Source organism: Caldisericum sp. (genome assembly GCF_049967455.1).
In the GTDB taxonomy this organism is placed as follows: domain Bacteria; phylum Caldisericota; class Caldisericia; order Caldisericales; family Caldisericaceae; genus Caldisericum; species Caldisericum exile_A.
The window spans coordinates 80,635-102,289 of record NZ_JBMFSR010000002.1 but is presented as its reverse complement, the minus strand read 5'-3'; the positions used below and the strand labels follow the sequence as shown (position 1 = coordinate 102,289).

The following is a 21,655-nucleotide window of genomic DNA, read 5'->3' as shown; positions in this document are numbered from 1 at the left end:
CATTATAATGTAAAAGTGGATGAAATTTTAGAGTTTTTTAGAGATGTAATTGATGAGACATTAGCGGATTTACCGAAAGAACTTAAAGAAAATATACAAAACTTAGAGTTTATTATTTTGGATTATCCCACACAAACTTTTCTTGAAGAGCATAAATTTACTACTCAAACACTTCTTGGGCTTTATGTAGGCGTTCCCTTAAATAAAAGAGGCGCAAATTACAGTTTGGTTTTGCCTGATAGGATTTATATATTTATGCAACCTATAATTTATTTTGCAAATTTAGAGAAAATTCCACTTGAAGAAAAGATAAGAAAGGTTGTACTCCATGAAATTGGTCATTATTTTGGAATGGGCGAAGATGATCTAAGAAATCTTGGTATTTATTAAATATTCTTTTATAATTTGTTTGGCATGAATTGAAAGGTGGTGGGTGATGGAAATAAGAGATCATCCTATCCTTAAATTTAAAAGGATAGGAAGCGTTAAATTTTCATTTGAAGGAAATACAATAGAAGCTTATCAAGATGAAACAATTGCAATGGCTCTTTATCGAAACGGTATCTATGTTTTTTCAGAGAGCCCAAAGTTACACCGTCCTCGGGGTATGTTTTGTGCTATTGGAAAATGTTCTTCATGTCTTATGGAAGTAAATGGTATCCCTAATGTACGAACATGTATAACACTTGCACAAGATGGCATGTTTGTAAGAAGGCAAAATGGTTTTGGAGAATTACCAAAAGATAATAGTCATTTTAAGAATGCTGAAACGCTTTATCCGACTGTCCTCATTGTAGGCTCGGGTCCTGCAGGACTTAATGCTGCGATTACACTTAAAAAAAGGGGCATTGATGTTCTTCTTTTAGAGCAAAATCCTAATTTAGGTGGACAACTTATAAAACAGACTCATAAATTCTTTGGGTCCGAGAAAGAAGGTGCAGGAGTTCGAGGAATAAAAATTGCTGAAGAACTCATTTCAGAATTAAAGAATCTGGAAGTAAGATATTACACTAATTCGACAGTTTTTGCATATTACAAAGAAGAAAACCTATTGCTTGCCTTTAAGGAAAATCAGCTTTTAAAGATATATCCAAGATTTGTAATTTTCGCAACAGGTGCTTCCGAAAAGATGATTCCATTTGAGGGAAACGATCTCCCAAATGTAATGGGCGCAGGGGCAGCACAGACACTTATGAACGTTTATGGGATTAAGATTGGTGAAAATATACTTGTTGTGGGTGCTGGTAATGTGGGCTTGATTGTTTCATATCAGTTATTACAAGCAGGAATGAAAGTGAAAGCAATAATTGAAGCAACTTCTAAAATTGGAGGGTACTTTGTACATGCGGCAAAGGTAAGAAGATTTGGTGTGCCAATTTATACGCAAACAACCATAAAGAAAGCAATTGGGAATGGAAGAGTTGAGAAAGTTGTCCTTGCGAAATTGAACGATAGATTTGAAGAAACAGGAGAAGAATTTGAAATGGACGTTGATGCCGTTCTTCTTGCGGTAGGTCTTCAACCTTCATACCAACTTTTGGCACAAGCAGGTTGTGAGCTGAAATACATCTCCTCTCTTGGAGGGTATGTCCCAATAAGAAATAGCGAAATGGAAACATCAAGACAAAATGTGTATATTGCAGGAGATGTTGCAGGCATCGAAGAAGCCTCAACTGCAATGCTTGAGGGAAAAGTTGCATCGCTTTCAATTCTTAAAAAATTGGGTTTTAGTGTGGAAGAGGAATTAAGTGAGACACAAAAGGATCTTAATCGTCTCAGGAGTAGTCCTTTTTCTTTAAAGGTTATTGAGGGCATTAAGGAGGTAACAAGTGAGTGATTATCTTAAAACAGGTTTTCTTACTAAGGAAGATATCATCGATAATTTTCCAACAGTTGATAAGATATCAAAGCATGCAGTTGCAATAAGCGAATGCGTACAGGAAATACCTTGTAATCCGTGCGTTTCCTCTTGCCCTACAGGAGCAATTTCTATGAATGATATTAAAGATCCACCAAAGATAAATTATGATCTTTGTATTGGGTGTGGAAAATGCGTGATGGTGTGTCCAGGACTTGCTCTTTTTCTTGTTAGAAAAACTGATACTTTGTATGAGGTTTCAATACCCTATGAAATGCTTCCAATTCCTAAAGTAGGCGATGAAGTTTATTTGTTAAATAGGCTTGGAGAAAAAGTGGGAACCGGTAAGGTGACTAAGGTATTAAAGGCCGAAAAAGAAACTCAATCTTCTGTTATTACTGTCTCTTTCTACGAAGAGAAACTAATTTATGAAGTAAGGAATATAGAGGTTATCCATGAATAAGAAAGATATAATCATTTGTAGATGTGAAGATGTGACCTATGAAGATATTCTTGAAGCATACAATGAAGGTTTTAAAGATATAGAATCTCTAAGAAGGCATCTAAAAATTGGGACTGGTCCGTGCCAGGGAAAGACATGCATTCCTCTTCTCCAACGAATTCTTTTTGAACTGAATAAGGAATTTCCAGAAAATATATCGATTCGTCCGCCTGAAACACCAATCCCATTTGGAATTTTTTCAAAGGAGAGCAAAAATGAAAAACTATGATGTTTTAATAGTTGGCGGTGGAATAACGGGCCTTTCTACGGCCTATTATCTTGTGAGAAATGGCGTTAAGAATATTGCAATTGTTGAAAAAAGTTATGTTGGTTCCGGCTCAACAGGTCGATGCGGCACAGGTATTAGGCAACAATTTACAACAAGAGAGCATATTGTTTTGATGCGCGAAGCAGTAAAAATTTGGCAATATTGGGAAGAAAGTTTGCCATTACCAATTCATTTTAGACAGGGAGGATACCTTTGGCTTCTTAGAAGTGAAGAAGCACTTAATGAATATAAAAGTCATGTAAAACTTCAAAATCTTTTTGGAGTGCCAAGTAAAATTATTTCAAAAGAAGAAATTAAAGAAATTGTACCAGATTTAAGTCTTGAAGGTATTGTCGGTGCCTCTTGGTGTCCTACTGATGGCTCCGCATATCCACAGGATGTTCTTGATTCTTTAAGATTATTTTTAAAGGGCAATAGTGTGGAAGTTTTTGATTATGAAGAAGTTAAAGACTTTGAGCTTCAAGGTGGAAAAATAAAGACTGTTATTACAAGCAAAGATAAATACGGAGTTTCTGCAGTTTTATTTGCAACCGGAAATGAAACTAAAAGATTGGCAAGTAAGTTAGGATTCGAAATTCCTATTGAAAATTATAAACATCAAATTGTTGTTTCTGAACCTTTAAAAATATTTCTTTCGCCTATGGTTGTAGATAGTTCTCTTTATTTTACACAAACTTATAGAGGTCGTATTATAGGAGGAACTGATACTAATGAGCCACCACAGAATAATCTTGAAGCTACATATGAATTTCTTGAGAAATTTTCAAATGAACTATTAAGATTAATGCCAAGGCTTGCTTCGGTAAGACTTATGAGGCAGTGGGCTGGTTACTATGTTGTATCTCCTGATAAACATCCGATTATTGGACCAACTCCTATACCAAATCTTTATATAGGAACAGGTTATTCAGGACATGGCTTTATGCTTGGTCCTATTGTTGGCAAATTGCTTGCACACTACATAACTCATGGTATGTTTTTTCTTGAAGAAGCTAACAATCTTACCCTTTCTAGATTTAAAGAAGGTAAACTTATTGTTGAAAAAGCTGTTATAGGATAAAATTTTTTAAAGATTATTTCAAAAATCTTGTATAAATTCAAATTTTTTGTATAATTTGATACCAAAATATTTGAACAATGGATGAAGAAATATTAGAAAGTTATAAAATTGTTGTTAGAGCTCTTAAAGAATTTTTTGGAAAGAATGTTGAAATAGTATTACATTCTCTAATAGATAATAAACCCAAGATTATTGCAATTGAAAATGGTGAAATAACTGGAAGAAAGGTTGGAGATTCTCTCACAGAGGCTGGTAAATATGTGATAGAAAAACTGAAAAACGGGATTGATTACTATGGTCCCTACGAAAGTCTATCTTACACAAGAAAAAAATTACGATCTATTACAATTGGTATTAGAAATAAAAAGGGAGATCTTATAGGGCTTCTTTGTCTTAATATGGATCTTTCCAATCTTGAAACAATGCATAAGTTTATATCATATTTTTTAACTTTTGCGGATTCCCCTAAAGAGGTTCTTAACAAAATTACATCTTTTGAGTATGATGAAGCAATTGAAAAGACATTTGATGAGGTTTATTCCATACTTTCCTCAAAGGTCTCTTCAAAAAGGGTTGATAATTTTTCGATTGTATCTGAATTATACAATAGAAGTTTTTTTAAATTAAAGAATTCTGTGAATTTTGTTGCAAAAAAATTAAATATCTCAATCTACACCGTTTATGCATATATTAGGAAATTAGAGAAGGAGAGGGGTGTGTAATGAATCTTCAAGAGTATCAATCAAGAGAGTTTTTTAAGGAATTTGGTATCCCCGTTGTTGAAGGTGCAGTTGCAAGCAATCGAGAAGAGGCGCTGGAAATTGCAAAGAAAATTGGTTTGCCTGTTGTTTTAAAGGCACAAGTTCTTGTTGGAGGTCGCGGTAAAGCAGGTGGTGTAAAAGTTGCAAAGACTGAAGAAGAAGTTTTAAAACTTGCAGACGAAATTCTCACAATGGAAATAAAAGGTCTAAAGGTAAAAAAATTGCTTGTTGCAAAGGCAGTAAATATATTGAGAGAGTTTTATGTTGGATTCACGGTGGACAGAGTAAGTAAGAGGAACGTTTTGATTGTCTCAAATGCTGGTGGTGTAGATATTGAAGAAGTCGCAAAAAATACACCTGAGAAAATCTTTAAAATTTATATTGATCCCATTATGGGACTTTTTTCTTACGAGGCAAAGAAGGCATCTCAGAGACTTACTGAGGATATGAATATTGCGCCGAAAATAGCAGATATCATTGAGAAATTGTATAAGGTTTATATTTCTCTTGATGGAAACTTAGCCGAAATTAACCCACTTGCGGTAGTTGAAGGAAATAATGTTTTAGCTCTCGATTCAAAAATTGTAATTGATGATAATGCGCTCTTTAGACATCCTGAACTTGAGGCTTTAAGAGAACCAACTGAAGAAGAAAAACTTGAACTTGAAGCTAAATCAAAAGGCTTTACATATATAAAGCTAAACGGAAATATTGGTTGCCTTGTTAATGGAGCGGGTTTGGCTATGGCTACAATGGATCTTATAAAACTTTTTGGGGGAGATCCTGCGAATTTCCTTGATATAGGGGGTTCTTCATCTCCGGAAAAGGTTGCAAGTGCAATTGAAATGATTACAAGAGACAAAAATGTTAAAGCAATCCTTATAAATATTTTTGGTGGTATTACTCGCTGTGATGATGTTGCAAATGGTCTTCTTAAAGCACTTGAAATGACAAAAGTTGATGTTCCAATAGTTGTAAGACTTACAGGTACTAATGAAGATAAGGCAAGAGAAATTCTTAAAGATACACCTCTTATTTATACCGATTCAATGGTTGATGGTGTCACAAAAGTCGTCGAACTTGCAAATGCGAGGTGAGGTATGAGTATATTGGTTGACGAACATACAAGGGTAATAGTACAAGGTATTACTGGACGTGACGGTTCGTTTCATGCAAAGGCAATGCTTGATTATGGTACTAAGGTTGTTGCTGGTGTAACACCCTTTAAAGGTGGAACTGATGTTTATGGCATTCCTGTTTTCAATACAGTTGAAGAAGCAGTTAGAGAGACAAATGCGGATGCAACTGTTATTTTTGTGCCAGCAAAATTTGCAGAGGATGCAATATACGAAGCGGCAAATGCGGGAATTAAACTGATAGTTACAATTACAGAGGGAATCCCTGTTCAAAGCATGGTAAAGGCTGTCGAGTTTATTAAATCAAAAGATGCAAAACTCATCGGCCCTAATTGTCCTGGAGTAATTTCTGTGGGTAAGGCAAAACTTGGTATAATGCCTGGAAATATATTTAAGAAAGGGAAGGTTGGGGTTGTTTCAAGGTCAGGTACGCTTACATATGAAATTGTAAAGCATATTTCGGATATTGGTTTAGGCGAGACAACGGCGGTTGGTATTGGTGGAGATCCAATTATTGGAATGAAATTTATAGATATTTTGAAAGAATTTCAAAGTGATCCTGAAACTGAGGCGGTTGTCCTTGTTGGTGAAATTGGCGGGACTGACGAAGAAGATGCAGCGGACTACATTGAAAAAGAATTTAATAAACCTGTCGTTTCATTTATTGCTGGCAGAGCTTCACCAAAAGGAAAGAGGATGGGTCATGCAGGAGCAATAGTGACTCCTAACACAAGAACTGCAGAAGAGAAAGTGGCATACCTTGAAAGTAAGGGTATAAGGGTCGGAAAAACACCAGTTGAAGTTGCCGCAATTTTAAAGGAGATACTCGAAAATGGCAAAAAATAGAGTAATTATCAATAAAGATTTCTGTAAAGGTTGTGGTATTTGCGTCTCAGTTTGCCCTGCAAAAATTCTTCGAATTGGTGAAGATTTTAAAGTGGAGGTTGTCAATGAAGAAAGGTGTATGGGATGTGGAATGTGTGAAGTCTTTTGTCCTGATTTTGCAATTGTAATAAAAAAGGAAGTGAAAGCGTGAAAGAACTTGTTATTTCAGGAAACGAAGCAATTGCTTATGGTGCAATTTATGCGGGCTGTCGCTTTTTTGCAGGCTATCCAATTACACCGTCAACGGACCTTGCAGAAAGAATGTCATATTTGCTTCCTCTAAATGGTGGCGTTTTTATACAAATGGAAGATGAACTTGGAAGTATAAGTGCAATAATTGGTGCGTCGTTAACGGGCAAGAAATCTATGACTGCAACCTCAGGTCCAGGTTTTTCGCTTATGCAAGAAGGACTTGGTTTTGCGATTTATTCGGAGATACCCATTGTAGTTGCAGACATTGAGAGAGTTGGACCTTCAACAGGGATACCTACCTATCCATCGCAAGGAGATGTAATGCAGGCAAAATGGGGTACCCATGGCTCTCATCCAATTATAGCGCTGTATCCAAGCTCTGTTGAGGAGTCTTATTTTTTGACAGTTGAAGCATTTAACTTGTCTGAAAAATATAGAACTCCTGTTGTTTTCCTTTCTGATGAAGTGATAGGGCATATGAGAGAAAAAGTTGCGTTAGAAGAAAACTTGCCAGTTTTTGAAAGAATAAAGCCGACAGTTCCCAAAGAAGACTATTTACCGTTTGACTCGAAGTATGATGTTCCTCCTTTTGCAAATTTTGGTGAAGGTTTTCATTTTCACATTACTGGTTTGACTCATGATGAAACAGGTTTTCCAACTTCTGATCCGCGAAAAGCTGAGGCTTTAATTGAAAGATTACATCGAAAAATTTACAAAAATATTAGTGATATATTAAAATTTGAAACCTTTTATGTAGATGATTCGGAGTATCTAATTGTGGCTTATGGAGCAACTGCAAGATCTGCAAAAGAGGCAATTGTTGAACTTCGTAAAAAGGGTATTAAAGTAGGTTTATTTAGGCCGATAACACTATGGCCTTCGCCAGAAAAACCTCTTAAGGAAATTGCCGAAGGGAAGAAAGTTTTTGTTTTTGAGATGAATCTCGGACAGTATGTAATGGAAGTTGAGAGAATCTTAAAAAGAGAGGTGGTTTTCTTTGGGAAAGAAAATGGCGAATTAATTACTCCAGAGGAGATGGAATCATGTATACAGAAATCTCTTTAACAAATTTACGTGAAAATAAATTGCCTCATATTTGGTGTGCAGGCTGTGGTAATGGTATTGTGCTTGGAGCCATATTGCGCGCAATAGAACGCTCGAAAATTGATAAGGATAAAATCGTATTTGTTTCAGGTATCGGATGCGCAGGCCGTTCTTCTGGATATGTAAATTTCAATACTCTACATACCCTACATGGCAGACCTCTTGCATTTGCAACCGGTATAAAACTTGCAAACCCAGATCTTCATGTAATAGTTGCAACAGGAGACGGAGATCTTGCAGCAATTGGTGGGAACCATTTTATTCATGCAGCCAAAAGAAATATTGATATGACTGTTATTGTATTTAATAATTTTACTTACGGAATGACAGGGGGGCAAGTTTCACCAACAACTCCTGATAATGCATATACAACTACCACCCCTTTTGGAGAGATTGAAGAACCAATGGATATTTCTTATCTTGCTGTAGCGTCTGGTGCAACGTATGTGGCTCGGGAGACAATTGCAAGCCCTTTTATTCTTGAAAAATACATTCTAAATGGACTTCTTCATAAGGGTTTTTCTCTTATTGAAGCAGTATCTTCTTGTGTGACTGAATTTGGAAGAAGAAATAATCTTGAAGATCCTGCAAGTTATATTAAATGGTTAAGAGAAAAATCTATTTCATATAGTAAAACCAATAGAATATCCGTGAAAGGCGGCATAGTTGTTGGTGAATTTGTGAATTTAGAAGGAGAAGAGTTTACAGATAAATATTATAAATTAATTCAAAAGGTGAGCCATGAGAAAAGAGATTAGAATTGCAGGTTCTGGAGGACAGGGGATAATCTCTGCAAGTATTATCCTTGCGGAAGCAAGTGGTATTTATGATGGCAAAAATGTTGTTCAATCACAAGTTTATGGAGCCGCAGCTCGTGGCGAGATGTCAAAAGCAGATGTAATTGTATCAGATGAAGAAATATACTATCCTGAAGTAAGATCACCCGATGTTTTAATAGCTCTAACCCAAGATGCATATGATGAATTCGCTAAGTCTTTGAAAGAAGATTCTTTAGTGATATCTGATGAATTTTATGTTCGTTATTTGAATAGAGGAATAAAAAATTTTCCTTTTCCTATAACGAAGGTATCTATTGAAGTAACTAAAAAAAGAATTTCTGCTAATATTGTCTCACTAGGCATACTTTCAGGATTAACTGGTATTGTAAGTTTGGAAGCTTTGAAAAAAGCTATTATTGGAAGATTTAAAGAAAAAAGCGATCTAAATTTAAAGGCTCTAGAGGAAGGATATGAATTGGGGATAAAGGAGGCTATGCATGGCAAAACAATCTAAGCTTTCTCAAAGAATTGGTTTTTTTGTCGGTATTTTAGTTTTTGTACTTGTTTTATTGATGAAAACTCCAACTGGTATGGAAGTTGGAGCAAAAATTACAATTGGACTTCTTTTGTGGATGGCAATTTGGTGGGCAACTGAAGCAGTCCCACTTCCTATTACATCACTTCTTCCACTTTTGATATTTCCTTTGTTTAAAGTGATAAGCGCAAAAGATATTGCAAAAAGCTACATGTCTCAGGAAATCATGCTTTTTGTTGGTGGCTTTTTTATTTCCGAAGCACTTGAAGAATCAGGCTTACACGAGAGACTTTCTCTTTTCCTTATTAACAAAATTGGAACTTCTCCTAAGAGAATTATTCTTGCTTTTATGATTGCTGTTGGCTTTATTTCTATGTGGATTTCAAATACAACAGCAACAGTTATGGCTTTGCCAATAGCATTATCAATAATAGAATTTTATAAGGAATTGATAAAGAAAGAAGGTTTAAATGTCGACACCACTCCAGGCGAATTTAAGTTTGCAACAGCGCTTATGCTTGGAGTTGCCTTTGCTGCAAGCATTGGTGGAATGGGAACCCCGATTGGTACTCCGCCAAATATCATATTTTTGAGTATGGCAAAACAAATGTTTCCTAATGCACCAACTTTGAGTTTTCTTGAGTTTAGCAAGTTTGGTATTTTGTTTATCATATTTTTCTTACCTTTTACTTGGTTTATGCTAACTTCAGTTTTCTTTAAGCCAGGTTTTGCTGGACTAAAAGAAAGTAGGGAAATATTTGCAAATGAACTAAAGAAACTCGGAAAAATGTTGATTAAAGAAAAGGTTGTTTTAACAGTCTTTTTAATTACAGTATTCCTTTGGATATTTAGGACTGATATTGACTTTGGAAACTTTACAATTAAAGGTTGGTCAAATATTCTTGGCATCTCAAAATATGTCCATGATTCTACAGTTGCAATCCTTGCAGCTTTGCTTTTGTATATTATACCTGTAGATTTTAAAAAAGGTGAAACTGTTTTAAATGCTGAATCGGTCAAAAAACTTCCTTGGGACATAATTCTTATATTTGGTGGTGGTCTTGCTATAGCAGATGCAATGGTTTCAACAAAAGTAGCAGATTATGTAGGCTCAAAGCTTACCTTTCTCAGTGGAGTTAACCTCTTATGGGTAATTGCTCTTATCGGTGGCACAGGATTCCTTATCGCACAATTCACCTCTCACACCTCTGCAACATCTATCTTTATGCCAATTGCAGGTGCGGTAGCAGTGGCTGCAAAGATACATCCTTATCTTGTAATGCTTCCAACAACTTTTGCAATATCTCTTGCTTTTTCATTGCCTGCTTCAACTCCTCCCAATGTAGTTGTAATGACAGGTGATTATGTTAAGGTTAAAGATATGTTAAAGGCAGGTTTTATAATTGGTTTCCTTGGCCTGATAATTCTTGTTTTTTACATGTATTTTGTAGGTATCCCACTTTTAAATATCGCAAACATGCCTTATTAGTTAGAATTTGCTATTTCAGGGCCTTGATTAAATCAAGGCCTTTTTTATTTTTATTGACTTTTATTTTTTTATTGATAAAATTTGAGGATAGGAGGCATTTATGGGAATGTTTGATGATATTAAAAGAGAGTTTGAAAAAAGAATTGAAGAGGTAAAAAATATTAATGAGCTCAAAGAGATAGAAGTTTTTTTTCTTGGTAAAAAAGGAAAAGTTCAGGAACTTTTTAAACAAATCAAAAATATTCCTGAATCTGATAGAAAAGAATTTGGCGAGAACGTAAATAGGCTAAAGGAGTATATCGAAAAAAATATTGAGGAGAAAGAACAGTTTATTTTAAATATCCAAAGAGAAGAAAAATTAAAGAAAGAAGCAATTGACATAACAGCACCAGGTTTAATTCTTGAAAGAGGTCATGAGCATATTCTGAATAAAGTAATTGAGGAAGTAAAATCTATTTTTATTTCTATGGGCTTTGATGTTTTTTCAGGACCAGATATTGAAACTGATTACTACAATTTTGAAGCACTTAATATTCCTGAGCATCATCCTGCAAGGGATATGCAGGATACATTTTACCTTGCAGAAAAAATACTTTTAAGAACTCAAACTTCGCCCATGCAAGTTAGAACAATGGAAAAGCAAAAACCACCTATAAGAATGATAGCTATTGGAAGATGTTACAGAAGAGATGCACTTGATAGTTCGCATTCCCCACAGTTTCACCAGATCGAAGGGCTTGTTGTTGACAAAAATATCTCTTTTGCAAATCTTAAAGCAACTTTGTCTGAGTTTTCAAAAAGAATGTTTGGTGAGTCAACAAAAGTTAGATTTACTCCTTCATACTTTCCTTTTGTTGAACCAGGAGCAGAAACTTCAATTACTTGCGTTATCTGTGGTGGAAAGGGATGTCCCGTTTGCAAATACACTGGATATCTTGAAATGGGTGGCTCAGGGATGGTCCATCCAAATGTACTAAAAAATGTTGGTATAGATCCAGAGGAATACCAAGGGTTTGCATTTGGTTGGGGTATTGAAAGAATTGCAATGGTGAAATATGGAATACCCGATATTAGGTATTTTTTGCAAAACGATATGAGATTTTTGAAACAGTTTTAAGGAGGGAACATGATCGTCTCTTATAAACTTTTAAAGGAACTTGTTGACTTTCCATATACACCCAGGGAACTTTCAGAAAAGCTGACACATATTGGAATTGAAGTTGAGAAAATCGAAACTGTAGAAAAAAGATTCGAAAATGTTGTTTCGGCAAAGGTTTTGGAAATCTATCCTATTGAGGGAACAAGACTTTTCAAAGCAAAAGTAGATATTGGAGATTCCATTTTTGATGTTATAACCGCCGCAACTAATGTAAAAACGAACGACATAGTACCATATGCAAAAGTAAACTCAAAAATAAGTGACGGAAGAGTAATTAAAGAAAGGGAATTTGAAGGACACATTTCTCAAGGAATGCTTCTTTCATATAGCGAGCTTGGAATTGACTCAGATTCATTAAGCAATGAAGAAAAGAATGGAATTTTTATTTTGCCATATGATACGCCGATTGGAGTTAATTTTGAGAAACTTTTTCCCATTGAGGATACATACCTTGAACTTTCATTACTTCCCGATAGAGCAGATGCATTTTATGTCTTAGGAGTTGCGCGATGGATTGAAATTCTTCTTGCAAGAGACGAAGGCCGTAGAGCAGATTTTGATAAGTTCACATTCGAAGTATTTAATGACGAAAATTTACCTCAAACACCCTTTCCGGTCGAAATTCTTCATAAAGAGCACTGTAGCTTTTATTCAGGAAGGTTAATTAAGAATGTTACTATTAAAAAATCAAGTTATAAATTAAGAAAAAAATTATTCAGTTTAAGAATTCGTCCTATTAATAACATTGTTGATATTACAAACTATGTAGCAAGAATGTACGGGCAACCACTGCATGCTTTTGATTTTGATAAATTAAAAGGGAAAATTGTTGTACGTCTTGCAAGAGATGGTGAAAAAATCAAAACTCTCGATGAAGTTGAGAGGAATCTTACTTCTAAAAATCTTCTTATAACCGATGAAACAGGTCCTATTGCAATTGCAGGAGTAATGGGTGGTCTTGATACCGCTGTGAGTGAGAGTACAAAAAATATTTTTCTTGAAAGCGCATACTTTACTCCATCTACAATTTCGAGAAGTTCAAGGAGCCTTGGCTTAATAACCGATGCTTCTTCTATTTTTGAAAAAGGTGTTGATCCTCAGTTTACACCAACTGCATCTCTTGTTGCTACAAAAATGATTCTTGACGAAGGTGGTGGAAGCGCTTTTAAAGATAGAGTTGCTGATTTTAGAAAGCCTAAAGAAAGCGTTAGATTGCGTGTTAATAAAGCTTCCAATCTTTTAGGTGAAGAAATAACACCCCTTGAAATTAGAAAGTACTTCGATATGGAAGGATTTAAATATTCAGAAAGTGAGGGAGTGTTTTCAGTAATTCCTCCATCATTTAGACAGGATATCTCTATCGAGGAAGATCTTATTGAGGAAATTGTCCGAATGAGAGGATATAACGAATTTGCGGAGAAGCCAATTATAGCACCACTTAGAAGCGGCACATTTGAGCCAATACTCAAATTTAATTCTGAATTAAGAGAAATTCTTTTACGCCTTGGGCTGAATGAAATTTTAACTTCTACTCTTACAAACAAGGAAGCGCTATCAAAATTTGGTTTGTATGAGAGGGATTATATTATAGAACTTTTAAATCCGCTTACAGAAGATATGTCAGTTCTAAGACCAACTCTATTTGTTGGAAGTTACGAAGTTGCAGAAAGAAATTTGAATGTTAACATTGAAAATCTTGCACTTTTTGAAATTGGCAAGGTATTCTTAAAGAATGGCGCTGAATTTACTGAAGAGTATAGGGCATCAATTTTCCTTAGGGGAAATAGGATCTTTAAAAACCCATACGGAAGATCGCTCCCATACGATTATTTCTATTTAAAAGGCCTTATTGAAAGTATATTTAATGAATTCGGAATTGATGTTCAGTTTGAAAAATTTGAGTTACCTTATATGCATCCCTATCAGACGAGTAAGGTAATCGTAAATGATGTTTTCTTTGGTTATCTTGGAAAGATCAATCCAGACATACTGGATGATGCCTACTTTGCAGAATTAAAGATTAACGAACTTTTAAAAGCATCAATTTTAGATAAAAAGTTTAGCCAATTTTCAATTTATCCACCGGTAAAAAGAGATATTGCAATAATCGTAGATAAAGATGTTCAGGAAAGTTTAGTTCGAAGGGCGATAAAAAACTCAAATATTAAAGAGCTGAAATCAATTACTTTGTTTGATATTTATGAAGGAAAACCACTTCCCGAAGGAAAGAAAAATCTTGCTTATTCTCTGGAATTTGTATCATATGAACGAACTCTTCAAGGTTCAGAAGTGGATGAATTTATGAAGAGTATAGAGGAAAGAATAATAAATGAAGTTGGCGGTGTAGTGAGAAAGAATGAATAATTATAAAATTGCAAAGGAACTCCTTGAGATAAAAACCTTGCTTGAAATTTCAGGAAATACGAAAGGTGCGTATGCATTTGAACATTCTGCCTTATCAATTCTTGCCCTTGAAAGCTCTTTAACAAAATATGCAAATTTAAATTTTCTTCCTGAAAGCGTAAAAGAGGAAGTTCTTAATTTAGAAAGCCTTGGTTATTCTCCGCTAAAAGAAACTCTTGAGGCTAAGACGCCGAAAGTTTTAAAACAGATTGCAAGTATTCCTGGTATTCGTGTAAATGATGTCCTTAAAATATATAATTTCCTTAATATAGATTCGCTTTCTGACCTTGAAAAGGCAATAAAAAACGGGAAAGTTAAAAAAATCTTTTCTGATAAATTTGAAGAACATTTAAGAAGAGCTATTTTTTACTATGAAAGTAGCACAAAAGAGTTGAGTCTTTTCTACGCATCTTCATATGCGAATTCAATTGTTTTAGCCTGTGATGGTTTAGGAAATATAGGAATTGTAGGAAGTGTTAGACGTGGAAAAGAAGTAGTAAATAATATTGATTTTGTGTACGATTTCGACGAAGAAACGCTCATTGAAACAATTAATTTGAATTTTGACATTCTAAATTTTGAAAAAAGGGGTAATCTTATTAAGTTTAAAGATGTTGATGGAGTAATTCTTAAATTTTTTAAAATTCCAAAAGACTATTTTTATGCTGGACTTCAGTACTATACGGGCTCTAAGCAGCATAACAAAGAAATTCAAGAAATAGCAAAGACAAAAGGTTTTGATATTTCAAAGAGTGGATATATTCTTATAAAGGCAAATTCTGAGGAAGACTTTTATGAAAAGTTATCTCTTCAATATGTACCACCTGAATTAAGAGAAGGAGAAGAGGAGATTGAACTTTCAATAACACATTCTCTTCCAAAACTAATAACCTTATCCGACATTAAGGGAGATTTGCACGTTCATTCTTCGTTTTCTGATGGTTTATCTACAATTTCAGAACTGCACGAAGAGGCAGGACTTTTAGACTATGAGTACCTTGCTATTACGGATCACTCAAAAGGATTGAAAATTGCAAATGGAGTATCCCAAAAACTCTATCTAAAGGAAAGTGAACTCATAGATCGAATAAATAATGAAAAATATAGCCCATATCTTTTGAAGGGGATTGAAGCAGAGATTAACTTTGATGGATCAGTTGATGTAGATGAAATTATTCTTAATAAGCTTGATTTGGCTTTAGGCGGTCTTCACCAATTTTCTAACACCCGTTTTGAAAATACAGAAAGAGTTAAGAAAGCTATAAAAAGTGGTATAATTAATATCATGGCACATCCTACAAATAGAATAATTTTTGTAAGGAAAAGCATTGATGTTAACATAGAGGAAATATTTAATACCGCATCACAATTTGGAGTAAGTTTAGAAGTTAATGTGTTTCCTAATAGAATGGATTTAAGTACGGGACTTATTAAAGAGGCGAGACGTGCACATGTTAAGTTTTTTTCAATTGGAACTGATGCACATAACAGAGGACATTTGTATTTTATGAAATATGGCATTAAAATTTTAAGAAGGGCATGGGTAAAAAGAGAAGAAGTTTTAAATACATACCGTTTGGAGGAAATTAGAGATCTATTATGCGTGAAGACACATTAAAGTCTCTTGAATACGATAAAATTATAAATAGACTTGAATCACTTGCTTTCACAAAGGGAGGTAAAGAACTTTCAAGAAACCTTTTACCTTATGATTCCTTTGAAGAATCAAATTCTGCTTTGAAGGAAACAACTGATGCAAAAAAGTTTTTAGAGGAGGAAGGTGACTTACCCTTTGTCGAATTTGTTGATGTCGAGCCTCTTTTTGATAAGATAAAAGTACTCTCCCTTTTGACTCCTGAGGAAATTTTAAGAGTTTCAGATGTTCTCTCTACAATTTCTGAAATAAAGGAAATTGGTGAATCATACAGGGATGCCCACCCTGAAGTTTTCAAATATACAATAAGACTTTACAACTTCGAAGATATAGTTAAGGCAATAAGGAAAGTTGTCGGTAATGATGGGAAAATTGTAGACGATGCATCACCTCTTCTTAGCATAATTCGAAGAGAAATTAAAACAACTTACTTACGAATTCAATCGATTTTGCAAGAAATTCTTTACTCAAGAGAGAATGAAGATGCGATCCAAGATAAAATTATCACAAAAAGAAACGACAGGTATGTAATTCCCATAAGACTAAATTCAAAACCAGCTTTTAATTACGTTGTACAGGGTGAATCTGGCAGTAGGCTTACACTTTTTGTTGAGCCTATGGCTGTAGTTGAGTTAAATAATAAGCTCGTGGATCTGTTTTCAAAAGAAAGAAGGGAAGAAGAGCGTATTATTTTGGAGTTAGAAGAGCGTATAAGAAATAAATTTGATGCAGTTTTGGAGTCTTTGAATACCATTTATAGACTTGACTTTATTTTTGCTAAAGCAAGATTATCCATTCAATTAAAAGCTTCTGAACCAATTCTCGTTGACAAACCATATCTTGAATTATATGAAGCAAGAAATCCATTTATTAAAGAAGAAAATGTTGTTCCGATTGATATTGAAGTAGGAAAAAATTTTAAAATGCTTATAATAACAGGTCCGAATACTGGAGGAAAGACTGTTACACTTAAGACAACAGGTCTACTAACTCTCATGGCAAAGGCAGGAATGCACATACCGGCAATTTCCAATTCAACAGTTGGATTTTTTAGAAACGTCTTTGCAGATATTGGGGATGAGCAGAGTATTGAGCAGAATCTTTCAACATTTTCATCACATATGGTAAGAATTATTGAAATTATCAAAAATGCAACAAAAGATGATCTTGTCTTAATTGACGAATTGGGTGCAGGAACTGATCCTGAAGAGGGCGCCTCTCTTGGATTTGCAATTCTTAAAAAACTGCATGAAATTGGTGCATCCTCCATTGTAACAACGCACCACGGAAAAATAAAAGAATTTCCATATAAGTTTAAAGAGGCCCAAAATGCTTCAGTTGGTTTTGACATAAATACGCTTACCCCTACTTACAAGCTCTATGTCGGGATCCCAGGCGAAAGCCATGCGTTAATTATTGCTGAGAGACTCGGAATGCCTGAGGACGTGCTAAATAGTGCAAAAAGTGAACTTTCTTCGGACTTTATTGAAAAAGCACAAATTGTGAGCAAGATGCATGAGGATAATAGGGCAATAGAAATGATGAAATCAGAAACTGAAATAGCAAGAACTGAAGCAATGCGCTTAAAGGAAACATATGAACAAAAGTTGAAAGAGTTAGAGGAGAGAAAGAGGTCAGAAATTAAAAAAGCCTATGAAGAGGCACAGAAAATAATAGACGAAACAAAAGAAAAGATGAATAAAATTCTTGAAAATCTTGATACGTATATAAAAACACAAAAAGAAATCCAAGAAATGAGAAAGATACTTAAAACCGAAGAAACCCAATTAGAAGAGAAACAGGAAAGAACTTTCGAAGAAGAAAAGAAAATTGATTTTTATGAAATAAAAGAAGGGATGCTTGTATATGTGCGAACTTTAAGGGCTCAGGGAATAGTGCTTCAGGTTAAAAACGATGAACAAAGAGCAATTGTTCAGATGGGTGCAATAAGAGCAACGCTTAAATTTTCTGATCTTGAGCCAGTTTTGGAAGAAAAGATTGAAATTAAGAAGGAGAAAAGGGGTGAGTTGAAAGATCTTTTCGAAGAAGAATTACCAATGAAAATAGACTTGCATGGTTATACAGTTGATGAAGCAATTGATATTTTAGATAAATATCTTGACAAGGCTTATTTACATGGACTTCCTTATGTATATATAGTCCACGGCAAGGGCACTGGTACTCTAAGAGAGGCTATTTCACAATATTTGAGGAACAATAAAAGAGTCGCCCGTTTTGAAATCGGAACTCCATCCGAAGGTGGTATAGGTACCACAATTGTATTTTTCAAATGAAGTTTGTCTTTTTTGATCTCGAAACAACAGGACTAAATAGAGATGACGAAGTTATCGAAATAGGTGCAATAAAGGTTGTCGATTTGGAAGTTGTTTCCACTTTTAAAACTCTTGTAAGACCTCGTAAAACTATTTCAAGATTTATAACCAATTTGACAGGTATCACTCAGGAAGACCTAAATAAGGCACAGGATAGAGATAAAATAAAAAGTGATTTTAAGCAATTTATAGAAGATTCAATTCTTGTTGCACACAATGCGTCTTTTGATAAGGAGTTTCTCGAAAGATTTTTAGAAGAACCACTTCAAAATGAAATAATTGACACACTTGAACTTGCACGTCTTATCTATCCAGAATTGAGCTCTCATAGTCTTGAGAAACTTGTTCAAGCACTAAATCTCAAGAAGGAGAAGGCGCATAGAGCATTTAATGATGCTTTAATGCTTTTTGAACTGTTTAAAAAATTGTTGGAGGAAAGCAAAACGTTTGAAGATGCAGATATGAAGCTCCTTAAGGAGATCATTGGTGATTCGAGAAATTTTGGTTTTATCTTCGTTAACCATGTAGATGCTGAAAAAACCTCCATAAAAATACAAAAGATTGGCGAAATACAGACCCTTCCTTTCAATCAAGTAAATAAATCACTTAATAAGGGTGTTTTTTATTATGAAGAATCCTCGCTTGATGATATAGTTAAATTATTGTTGTCATCAGGCAGGTCCCTTATTGTAGTTTATTCAGAGAAACTAGTTGAAAATCTGAAAGATAGGTTAAATAACTTTAGAATCTTAGATGCAACTGATTTTGAAAGTTTTATCTGTATAGAGCGCTTAAACTTTTATCTTGAAAATACAAAAGCAATACCAAATGACCTGCGAGTTGATTTTGCAATTTTTGCGTCATATTTGCTTAAAACTAAGGATTTTGGCCTTAGAAATGCACCCCAACATATCCTTAAAAACAAGATTCTAAGAAATTTATCTCTTTGCAAAAGTGAAAATTGTGATTATTTCGAGGTTTGCCCTCTTAAGGAAAGATTTAGGGAGATTGAGAAAAGTGACTTTGTAATATTAAAATATCCAAACCTATTTTTTGGACTGAAATTTCTTTCCAATTTTAAATTTGATAGCGTTTTCCTTCTTGAAGCCTACAGGATTCCGAAAGTACTATCGAGTTTAAAGATGAACTTTTCAAAGGAAGACATTGAAATGATTTCAAACTTTGATGCCTCAAAAAAATCAAATGAGGTTTTAACCCTCTTCAATAATTTTGAGAATTTACCAAAAAACTTACAAAACAAAATAATCTCAAATATTACAAATTTTGATGAAGAATATTCTTTTAACAGGATTTTTCGAAATGATTCTGAAAGTTTATCGGTTGGATTTTCTAATGCAACACAAATATTTTCGAAGATTTCTTTAATCGGGAATTCTATAAATTTATTAAGCAACTATTTCATTTTTAAGGGAGAAAATTATATTGAAAAATTCACAAGGTTAAAGGGTGATACTTTTACAAAAGATAGCGAAGATAAAGTTATGAATGTAATACCCCTATTCTTACATGCACCAAATGCGGATGAGTTTGCATATGAATTTCTTGACTTATATGCTCAGTTTTCCGACATTAAACCAGTTCTATTTGTTTTCGAAAACAGGATTCAAATGAACAGTATAAAGATGGAATTAAAGAATCGCTATACTTGGATTGAGGAGTCACTTCTAAAGGAAGACGGTTTGATTGATTTTGTACAATATGAATTTCCTATACGAAATAGATATAGATTGATCTTTATAATTAAATTACCAATGAATATTCTAGGATCTGACGAAAATTATGCAATGTATTATCTTAAAAATTTTATTAAAGATAGCATTGCTTATGAAAAGAGTGCTGTCCTTTATTTTGATGGAAGACTCAAAGACAGGAATTTTGTTTCAAGATTTGAAGAAGCCTTTATCACAACGCCAATGCTTTTAGAAAGAAAAGAAAATCTTGTTCAGTTTGTAAAAAAGCACATCAATACTTAAATGAGCTTTTCCCTATAAATTCTCTTAAAATAGATGTAGGTGGCACTTCATCTGATTGAAGCGGCAAGACATGGTTGAGGAAGTTCAACAATCTTAACGCTTCTGCGTATTCTTTTTCTTTGTATTCAATTGCCCTAAGCGGAACTTCAGCAAAGTTTCGAAGAATTGGAAGTTCATATATAAGCGAAGAATTAAACATTACATCAGCATTTTCTTGATAAGGAAAGATATATTTTTCTTCTGCTGAGATTACATCTTTCCAACGTCTTAGATTTTCTATAGCAGGGATTCCTCTAAAATGAACATCTCTTACGATTCTTCTTATAAGCCTTGTATCTCTTGTGGGTATACGGTTGATATTATCAATATTTACCTGAGATAATGCACTAACATAAATTTTATATTTGAATTTTTCTTTTACATCCTTAGTTAAAATTGGATTTAATGCATGAATTCCTTCAACTATTATAATGCCATTTTCGTCAATCTTTACTCTCTTCCCCTTTTCTCGTTTTCCTGTTATGAAATTGTATTTGGGAATATCAACTTCTTCACCTTGTATAAGTTTATTAATGTGCTCCTGAAGGAGTTTGTAATCAGTTGCTTCGATTGAATCATAATCAGGATTTCCATCTGCATTTAAAGGAGTCTTTTCTCTTTCAACAAAATAATTATCTGTTGAGATTACATATGGCTTTAATCCAAGCACTCTCAGGTGGATATCAAGTTTTTTTGCAAAAGTTGTTTTTCCCGATGAGCTCGGTCCTGCAATAAGAATTACTTTTGCTTTTCTTTCCAAAATCTGTGCCGCTATTTCAGAAATTTTCTTTTCGTGAAGAGATTCTTGCATTTTTATTATGTTTGATATTCTACCATTTATAATGCTTTTATTAAGTTCGCCAACTGTTCTTACATCAAGTAAATTCGCCCATTTTTTTCCTTCGTTGAAGGCCTCAAGCAATCTTTCATATTTGGGAAGCGAACTTACAACATTTGGATTGCTTTTGTCGGGCAAAAGGAAAAACAAACCACCATTTACTCTTACGATATCGATAACTTTGAGGATTCCTGTATAAGGAACAAGAGGTCCAGCAAAGTATAAGTAGATACCATCGAGTTCGTAAAGCGAAATAACATCTTTTGCAAGGTATTCAATTGTTTGAATATCTTCAAATCTTTCTTCCTTTTCAAGTTTTCTTATTGCAGTTTCCTTTGTCAGGTCAAATTTTCTTATTTGCTTGTTTTCTTTTATCAATTCAAAAAATTGGTTCCTGAGTTTTTCTACAAGCTCATCGGAACTATTTTCAATTTCTCCATAGAGTGCTTCTCCGATAGAGTGCATTATTGTTAATTTATGTTCTTTTGAAATCTTTTTTAAAGCAACATTTGCAAGAAAAGCAATACTTCTTTCATAGGTTCTTCTTCCCTCTCCTTCGACAACAGAAAGAAGTTCTATACTTCTCACTTCTTCAACTTCGTCAAGAAATCCCATTAATTGGTTATTAACAATAGCGCAAGTGTA

General features: G+C 34.2%; 18 protein-coding genes and 1 pseudogene. 18 read left to right on the top strand and 1 reads right to left on the bottom strand.

The features are described 5' to 3' along the window. Window positions 1–15 precede the first annotated feature (15 nt). From ACP5SP_RS01380 to ACP5SP_RS01295, 18 genes are all read left to right on the top strand, one after another. Complete coding sequence (locus tag ACP5SP_RS01380; RefSeq protein ID WP_428075900.1) at window positions 16–390, top strand: metallopeptidase family protein; 375 nt, start codon at window positions 16–18, stop codon at window positions 388–390. Between the two features lie 46 nt (window positions 391–436). After that, entirely contained in the window at window positions 437–1,837 is a 1,401-nt protein-coding gene (locus ACP5SP_RS01375; RefSeq protein ID WP_424586374.1) for an FAD-dependent oxidoreductase, read from the top strand. Continuing rightward, entirely contained in the window at window positions 1,830–2,321 is a 492-nt protein-coding gene (locus tag ACP5SP_RS01370; protein ID WP_416084815.1) for a 4Fe-4S binding protein, read from the top strand. Before ACP5SP_RS01375 ends, ACP5SP_RS01370 begins: the two co-directional genes overlap by 8 nt. Further along, complete coding sequence (locus ACP5SP_RS01365; RefSeq protein WP_416084814.1) at window positions 2,314–2,589, top strand: (2Fe-2S)-binding protein; 276 nt, start codon at window positions 2,314–2,316, stop codon at window positions 2,587–2,589. The genes ACP5SP_RS01370 and ACP5SP_RS01365 overlap by 8 nt, the downstream gene beginning before the upstream one ends. Further along, a complete protein-coding gene (locus ACP5SP_RS01360; protein WP_428075898.1) occupies window positions 2,576–3,709 on the top strand; it encodes an NAD(P)/FAD-dependent oxidoreductase in 1,134 nt (377 codons plus the stop codon). Before ACP5SP_RS01365 ends, ACP5SP_RS01360 begins: the two co-directional genes overlap by 14 nt. A 77-nt stretch (window positions 3,710–3,786) precedes the next feature. After that, a complete protein-coding gene (locus tag ACP5SP_RS01355) occupies window positions 3,787–4,431 on the top strand; it encodes a helix-turn-helix transcriptional regulator (protein ID WP_416084812.1) in 645 nt (214 codons plus the stop codon). Continuing rightward, the gene (gene sucC / locus ACP5SP_RS01350) at window positions 4,431–5,567 is read left to right on the top strand and encodes an ADP-forming succinate--CoA ligase subunit beta (RefSeq protein WP_424586373.1); all 1,137 of its coding nucleotides are present in this window, start codon (window positions 4,431–4,433) and stop codon (window positions 5,565–5,567) included. Before ACP5SP_RS01355 ends, sucC begins: the two co-directional genes overlap by 1 nt. Before the next feature lie 3 nt (window positions 5,568–5,570). Then, on the top strand, window positions 5,571–6,452 hold the full coding sequence (sucD, locus tag ACP5SP_RS01345) for a succinate--CoA ligase subunit alpha (protein WP_424586372.1): 882 nt from the start codon (window positions 5,571–5,573) through the stop codon (window positions 6,450–6,452). Further along, window positions 6,439–6,642 (top strand): 4Fe-4S binding protein, encoded by a 204-nt coding sequence (locus ACP5SP_RS01340; protein WP_416084809.1) that lies wholly within the window; start codon window positions 6,439–6,441, stop codon window positions 6,640–6,642. Before sucD ends, ACP5SP_RS01340 begins: the two co-directional genes overlap by 14 nt. Continuing rightward, window positions 6,639–7,748 (top strand): 2-oxoacid:acceptor oxidoreductase subunit alpha, encoded by a 1,110-nt coding sequence (locus tag ACP5SP_RS01335; protein ID WP_416084808.1) that lies wholly within the window; start codon window positions 6,639–6,641, stop codon window positions 7,746–7,748. The genes ACP5SP_RS01340 and ACP5SP_RS01335 overlap by 4 nt, the downstream gene beginning before the upstream one ends. Beyond that, window positions 7,727–8,545, top strand: a complete 819-nt coding sequence (locus ACP5SP_RS01330; RefSeq protein ID WP_416084807.1) for a thiamine pyrophosphate-dependent enzyme — start codon at window positions 7,727–7,729, stop codon at window positions 8,543–8,545. Before ACP5SP_RS01335 ends, ACP5SP_RS01330 begins: the two co-directional genes overlap by 22 nt. Further along, complete coding sequence (locus ACP5SP_RS01325; RefSeq protein ID WP_416084806.1) at window positions 8,529–9,080, top strand: 2-oxoacid:acceptor oxidoreductase family protein; 552 nt, start codon at window positions 8,529–8,531, stop codon at window positions 9,078–9,080. Before ACP5SP_RS01330 ends, ACP5SP_RS01325 begins: the two co-directional genes overlap by 17 nt. Continuing rightward, on the top strand, window positions 9,064–10,590 hold the full coding sequence (locus ACP5SP_RS01320; RefSeq protein WP_416084805.1) for an SLC13 family permease: 1,527 nt from the start codon (window positions 9,064–9,066) through the stop codon (window positions 10,588–10,590). Before ACP5SP_RS01325 ends, ACP5SP_RS01320 begins: the two co-directional genes overlap by 17 nt. Window positions 10,591–10,690: 100 nt before the next feature. Further along, the gene (gene pheS / locus ACP5SP_RS01315; RefSeq protein WP_416084804.1) at window positions 10,691–11,707 is read left to right on the top strand and encodes a phenylalanine--tRNA ligase subunit alpha; all 1,017 of its coding nucleotides are present in this window, start codon (window positions 10,691–10,693) and stop codon (window positions 11,705–11,707) included. A gap of 9 nt (window positions 11,708–11,716) precedes the next feature. Further along, complete coding sequence (gene pheT, locus ACP5SP_RS01310) at window positions 11,717–14,113, top strand: phenylalanine--tRNA ligase subunit beta (protein ID WP_424586371.1); 2,397 nt, start codon at window positions 11,717–11,719, stop codon at window positions 14,111–14,113. Next, complete coding sequence (locus tag ACP5SP_RS01305; RefSeq protein ID WP_424586370.1) at window positions 14,106–15,770, top strand: PHP domain-containing protein; 1,665 nt, start codon at window positions 14,106–14,108, stop codon at window positions 15,768–15,770. The genes pheT and ACP5SP_RS01305 overlap by 8 nt, the downstream gene beginning before the upstream one ends. Further along, window positions 15,752–18,100, top strand: a complete 2,349-nt coding sequence (locus ACP5SP_RS01300) for an endonuclease MutS2 (RefSeq protein WP_416084801.1) — start codon at window positions 15,752–15,754, stop codon at window positions 18,098–18,100. Before ACP5SP_RS01305 ends, ACP5SP_RS01300 begins: the two co-directional genes overlap by 19 nt. Further along, a complete protein-coding gene (locus tag ACP5SP_RS01295) occupies window positions 18,097–20,133 on the top strand; it encodes a 3'-5' exonuclease (RefSeq protein ID WP_416084800.1) in 2,037 nt (678 codons plus the stop codon). Before ACP5SP_RS01300 ends, ACP5SP_RS01295 begins: the two co-directional genes overlap by 4 nt. Here ACP5SP_RS01295 and ACP5SP_RS01290 read toward each other — a convergent pair. Continuing rightward, a pseudogene (locus ACP5SP_RS01290) lies at window positions 20,123–20,902 on the bottom strand (uridine kinase family protein); the annotation flags it as partial. The gene ACP5SP_RS01295 and the pseudogene ACP5SP_RS01290 sit on opposite strands and share 11 nt — an antisense overlap. Window positions 20,903–21,655 lie beyond the last annotated feature (753 nt).

What these genes read in the sequence shown, in the direction of transcription:
- pheS (WP_416084804.1), top strand. Translation starts at nt 10,691, where the DNA reads ATGGGAATGTTTGATGATATTAAAAGAGAGTTTGAAAAAAGAATTGAA.
- pheT (WP_424586371.1), top strand. Translation starts at nt 11,717, where the DNA reads ATGATCGTCTCTTATAAACTTTTAAAGGAACTTGTTGACTTTCCATAT.
- ACP5SP_RS01320 (WP_416084805.1), top strand. Translation starts at nt 9,064, where the DNA reads ATGGCAAAACAATCTAAGCTTTCTCAAAGAATTGGTTTTTTTGTCGGT.
- ACP5SP_RS01295 (WP_416084800.1), top strand. Translation starts at nt 18,097, where the DNA reads ATGAAGTTTGTCTTTTTTGATCTCGAAACAACAGGACTAAATAGAGAT.
- ACP5SP_RS01355 (WP_416084812.1), top strand. Translation starts at nt 3,787, where the DNA reads ATGGATGAAGAAATATTAGAAAGTTATAAAATTGTTGTTAGAGCTCTT.
- ACP5SP_RS01375 (WP_424586374.1), top strand. Translation starts at nt 437, where the DNA reads ATGGAAATAAGAGATCATCCTATCCTTAAATTTAAAAGGATAGGAAGC.
- ACP5SP_RS01340 (WP_416084809.1), top strand. Translation starts at nt 6,439, where the DNA reads ATGGCAAAAAATAGAGTAATTATCAATAAAGATTTCTGTAAAGGTTGT.
- ACP5SP_RS01300 (WP_416084801.1), top strand. Translation starts at nt 15,752, where the DNA reads ATGCGTGAAGACACATTAAAGTCTCTTGAATACGATAAAATTATAAAT.
- ACP5SP_RS01330 (WP_416084807.1), top strand. Translation starts at nt 7,727, where the DNA reads ATGTATACAGAAATCTCTTTAACAAATTTACGTGAAAATAAATTGCCT.
- ACP5SP_RS01325 (WP_416084806.1), top strand. Translation starts at nt 8,529, where the DNA reads ATGAGAAAAGAGATTAGAATTGCAGGTTCTGGAGGACAGGGGATAATC.
- sucD (WP_424586372.1), top strand. Translation starts at nt 5,571, where the DNA reads ATGAGTATATTGGTTGACGAACATACAAGGGTAATAGTACAAGGTATT.
- sucC (WP_424586373.1), top strand. Translation starts at nt 4,431, where the DNA reads ATGAATCTTCAAGAGTATCAATCAAGAGAGTTTTTTAAGGAATTTGGT.
- ACP5SP_RS01360 (WP_428075898.1), top strand. Translation starts at nt 2,576, where the DNA reads ATGAAAAACTATGATGTTTTAATAGTTGGCGGTGGAATAACGGGCCTT.
- ACP5SP_RS01365 (WP_416084814.1), top strand. Translation starts at nt 2,314, where the DNA reads ATGAATAAGAAAGATATAATCATTTGTAGATGTGAAGATGTGACCTAT.
- ACP5SP_RS01305 (WP_424586370.1), top strand. Translation starts at nt 14,106, where the DNA reads ATGAATAATTATAAAATTGCAAAGGAACTCCTTGAGATAAAAACCTTG.